Origin of the sequence: Methanocalculus sp. (genome assembly GCF_029762515.1) — an archaeon.
GTDB lineage: Archaea > Halobacteriota > Methanomicrobia > Methanomicrobiales > Methanocorpusculaceae > Methanocalculus.
Map to the genome: position 1 here is coordinate 1 of NZ_JARVGN010000220.1, position 3,877 is coordinate 3,877.

The following is a 3,877-nucleotide window of genomic DNA, read 5'->3' on the forward strand; positions in this document are numbered from 1 at the left end:
CATTAGAGTAGATCTCCCTGAGGGTATCCCACCCATCCATCGGTTCCATCATAATGTCGAGGAGGATCATGTCCGGCCTGATATCGACGAGGGTATTGAGGCAGGCTCTCCCCCCGTCCGCGGTGATGACAGTATACCCGCACCGTCCCTCCAGCACCTCGGTTATGATCCCCCTGAGCACCTCGTTATCATCGACAAAGAGGATCAGGGGATGTCCGTTCTTTCTCCTGGGTGGCATGCTCCCGGATTCGGTTGCCATGACGATTCATTCTCCTCTCTTCTTTAATAAAGCATTGCTCATGATCCGATCCCGGCGATCCGTTCAATGAGCGGCATCAACCGGTTGACAAAGAGTGTTCCATGATCGATGAGTTCACGGATGAGATTGAGAATGCCATCGATGGTGATGCCATCAGGGAAGATCTCGCCCTTTGGAGGTGGTGGGAGCGGGGTCATCTCCGGGGTCGGCAGGGGTGTGGGGCTCTCTGTTCCTGGTGGTGTGGTGGCCGGGGTGACTGTTGGCACCGGGGTGGGCAGATCGGTTGGTGCCGGAGTCTCTGTCGGGATGATCGTGACAACTCCTGCGGGATGGGCGAAGATCGCACCCTCCCTTACATAGCCGTCAGGCCCGCACTGGGTGATCTCGAGGAGCGGCGCAGTTACTCCGGCGGGCACCACTCCGGTGACGGCAACAGAGAGGCCGAGGTTCTCGCGTGCCGGATAGGAGAGTTCAAAACCCGGGATGGTATAGAAATAGCCGCTCCGGGGGTTTCGTGGGATTTCAGCTCCCCCCTTGTGGATGCTGACCGCCCATGTAGCATTTATTAAACGGGTCTGGAGCCTGAGCGTATCACTTGTTGGAAACGTGATGTGGGGGATTCTGTCGAAGTAGAGGTATGTCCTGAGCGTTGTGGTCTCTCCGGGCTGAAGGAGCCTGGTAGGGGTGGTTGATCGCTCTGACACCGTGAACGCCGAGAGATCCGGAGGGGATGGGGCGGCGACCACCGGATCCGGTGGTGTGCCTGAGGGGACGCTCCCGGCAGGATACGCCGTCTGTGCGATCAGGTACTCATTCTCCCCGCGGAGCGCATAGGAGCCGTCGAGCTGGCGTACTGAGAGTATGGTGATCTTCCCCGGCTCAGCCAGCTGGGGAACGGTGCCCGATACGCGGATAGTCAGGGCGATATCCTCGCCTGAAGGGTAACTGAGCTCCCATCCCGGGATCATCTCCCTGCTCTTACTGCTCTGCTTCAGGGTGCTCACGCCACCCGATCGGTGCATATCAACCGTCCAGCGGGGATTTGTGAGTCCAGTCCTGAGTTCCAGTGTGTCTTCTGATGGGAACGAGCGTGGGTCAAGGCCGGGAAATGTGATGAAGATCTCAAGCTCCAGCTCCTCACCATAGACGGGGTACCCTTCCGGGACCCCCTCGGCACTCTCCACAAGGAAGGCTCCGGCAGAGGAGACCAGAAGGAGCAGCAAGGTAATGCAGAAGGCTCCTCGTCTGAACATACCCAGACATCATCGCCGTGATGAAAGAGGCTTTCGTTTCATACAACAAAGTTTCGTACATGCATCTGACGGTACTCATAGAGAACACCACCTTGATTGACCGGTACTTCCGGAGTGAACCCGGACTTTCATTGTATATTGAGGATGGCGATACCCGCATCCTCTTTGACTGCGGGTATTCGGATCTCTTCATCGGGAATGCCGCTGCAATGGGCATCGATCTCCTTGATCTTGATGCAGTCGTCCTCTCCCATGGCCATATCGATCACACCGGCGGCCTGCCGCCCCTTGCTGCACTTCATATCAGGGCAGGAATCGAGGGGAAACCAGCCAAAGAGCCTCTCTTCATCACCCACCCGGCAACCTTCGGGAGGAAGAAGGCAAAAGAAGGCGGAGATGCCGGCTGCCCGGTCTCCCCTGAGTATCTCTCAATGTTTGGGGAGGTGAAGATCTCCGTCTCTCCGCAGAACGTCTCAGATCGGATCACCTTCCTCGGCGAGATTCCAAGGACTGATCCAAAACAGATAGCACAGAGCAGCGCCTGTGTCAAGACCCAAAACGGGTGGGTACCCGATCCTGTCATCGAGGATTCGTGCCTCGTGTACCGGGGAAGTGAGGGGCTTGTACTCATCTGCGGCTGCACCCATGCAGGGATCGAGCATACGGTTGCATACGCGCGGAGTGTCTGCGGGGATGATCGGGTTGCAGCAATCATCGGAGGTCTCCACCTCTATTCGGCAACACCTGCCCGGATCGATGAAGTCTCCCGATGGTGTGCAGAGTCGGACATTGGCGTCATCTTTCCCTGTCATTGTACCGGGCTTCCTGCAACCATTGCACTCTCTCATCACCATGCAATCACGCCCATCGGGGTGGGATCATACCTCTCATGGGATGAATAATGCGGTTTTAGCCGGACAAAGTTTAAACTCTCTGCAGTTCGAATGATGCATATGGTTGTTCCCTCAAAGGTATTCTTCACAAAAGGGGTGGGTGTCCATAAAGACAAACTCGCCTCATTTGAGCTTGCACTCAGGAAAGCCGGGATCGAGAAGTACAATCTTGTGTATGTCTCGAGTATCTTCCCACCAAACGCAACGATCGTCTCCCCGGAAGATGGTCTCAAAGAACTCAATGCAGGCGAGATCGTCTACTGTGTGATGGCACGGAATGAGACGAAGGAGCCAAACCGCCTGTTATCATCTGCAATCGGACTCGCACTCCCAAAAGATGCAAATGAGTACGGGTACCTCTCAGAGCACCATGCCTATGGTGAGACTGCGTTTGTCTCGGGTGAATATGCAGAGGATCTTGCCGCAACGATGCTTGCGACCACCCTTGGGATCGAGTTTGATCCCGATAAGGCATGGCAGGAACGGGAACAGATCTATAAGGCGAGTGGAAAGATCATCAAGACGACCCATATCTGCCAGTCTGCAGAAGGTGATGCGGATGGTAAATGGGTGACCGTCCTTGCAGCCGCTGTCTTTGTCCTCTGAAGCAGGATAATCAGCATCCAACTTTTTTAGAAGGTGGTCAGAATATGGAGATCATAGGCATCCCTTTTACAGATCTCTATACCTGGGTTCTCATCCCCATCTTCATCGTCATCGCACGTATGTTCGATGTCAGCATGGGAACCCTCCGGATCATCTTTGTTGCACGGGGGTACCGGTTCCTTGCACCTGCACTTGGGTTCTTTGAGGTGATCATCTGGCTCCTTGCCATCGGGGAGATCATGAAGAACCTGAATAATCCTGCCTGTTATATTGCCTATGGGCTTGGGTTTGCGCTTGGGAATTATCTGGGCATCATCATTGAAGATCACCTCTCCATCGGCCAGGTGATCGTCAGGGTGATCACAAACCGGGATGCATCACAGCTGGTTGATGCATTAAAACAGAAGAATTTCGGTATCACCTCGATCAATGCCGAAGGTGTAACCGGGGATGTCAAACTGATCTTCTGTGTCATCAACCGTTCCCGGCTCACCGAAGTGATCGAACTGATAAAACACTTTAATCCAAATGCCTTCTACTCGATTGAGGATGTCCGATCGGTAAAAGAGGGGATATTCCCCCTTGAAAAACCGGGTTTTCTCAGTTCACGGCTGAACGCGATGAAGATCCGGAGAAAACAGAAGTAGCCTCACCTTCTCTTGATCTGCTCGATCGCTTCGAATGCCTCACGGCGTACAGAAGGATCGCTGTCATGGAGGAGATCAGTCAGCGGCTCATGTGCCTCGAAGCTCCTGATCTCACCAAGGATCACCGCGGCACGTTTTTTGACCGAGGGGTCCTCGTTCTTCAGGTACACGATAAACGATGGAATCGCAGGCTCTCCGATCCCGGCCAAAATCTCCATT

6 protein-coding genes are annotated in these 3,877 nt (G+C 54.5%); 3 read left to right on the forward strand and 3 right to left on the reverse strand.

What is annotated here, in order from left to right:
* Both QCH34_RS08360 and QCH34_RS08365 read right to left on the reverse strand, forming a co-directional pair.
* Positions 1-259 (reverse strand): response regulator (locus tag QCH34_RS08360; RefSeq protein WP_300332787.1); only part of this gene is annotated, 259 nt, incomplete at its 3' end.
* Positions 260-297: 38 nt separating this feature from the next.
* Positions 298-1,512 carry a hypothetical protein gene (locus tag QCH34_RS08365; protein WP_300332789.1) on the reverse strand — a complete coding sequence of 405 codons (1,215 nt, stop codon included), beginning with the start codon at positions 1,510-1,512 and terminating at the stop codon, positions 298-300.
* Positions 1,513-1,571: 59 nt separating this feature from the next.
* Between QCH34_RS08365 and QCH34_RS08370 the strand changes: the two genes are divergently transcribed.
* From QCH34_RS08370 to QCH34_RS08380, 3 genes are read left to right on the forward strand one after another with little or no spacing between them, the layout of a single operon-like run.
* Positions 1,572-2,414: an MBL fold metallo-hydrolase gene (locus tag QCH34_RS08370; RefSeq protein WP_300332791.1), complete on the forward strand. Its 843-nt coding sequence runs from the start codon at positions 1,572-1,574 to the stop codon at positions 2,412-2,414.
* A gap of 51 nt (positions 2,415-2,465) precedes the next feature.
* A complete protein-coding gene (locus QCH34_RS08375; RefSeq protein ID WP_300332793.1) occupies positions 2,466-3,011 on the forward strand; it encodes an arginine decarboxylase, pyruvoyl-dependent in 546 nt (181 codons plus the stop codon).
* 44 nt (positions 3,012-3,055) lie between these two features.
* The gene (locus tag QCH34_RS08380; protein WP_300332795.1) at positions 3,056-3,658 is read left to right on the forward strand and encodes a DUF2179 domain-containing protein; all 603 of its coding nucleotides are present in this window, start codon (positions 3,056-3,058) and stop codon (positions 3,656-3,658) included.
* Positions 3,659-3,660: 2 nt separating this feature from the next.
* Here QCH34_RS08380 and QCH34_RS08385 read toward each other — a convergent pair.
* A partial coding sequence (locus QCH34_RS08385) for a HEAT repeat domain-containing protein (protein ID WP_300332797.1) occupies positions 3,661-3,877 on the reverse strand: 217 nt, incomplete at its 5' end.

Coding starts and splice junctions, on each gene's coding strand:
- QCH34_RS08365 (WP_300332789.1), bottom strand. CDS start 1,512: ATGTTCAGACGAGGAGCCTTCTGCATTACCTTGCTGCTCCTTCTGGTC.
- QCH34_RS08370 (WP_300332791.1), top strand. CDS start 1,572: ATGCATCTGACGGTACTCATAGAGAACACCACCTTGATTGACCGGTAC.
- QCH34_RS08375 (WP_300332793.1), top strand. CDS start 2,466: ATGGTTGTTCCCTCAAAGGTATTCTTCACAAAAGGGGTGGGTGTCCAT.
- QCH34_RS08380 (WP_300332795.1), top strand. CDS start 3,056: ATGGAGATCATAGGCATCCCTTTTACAGATCTCTATACCTGGGTTCTC.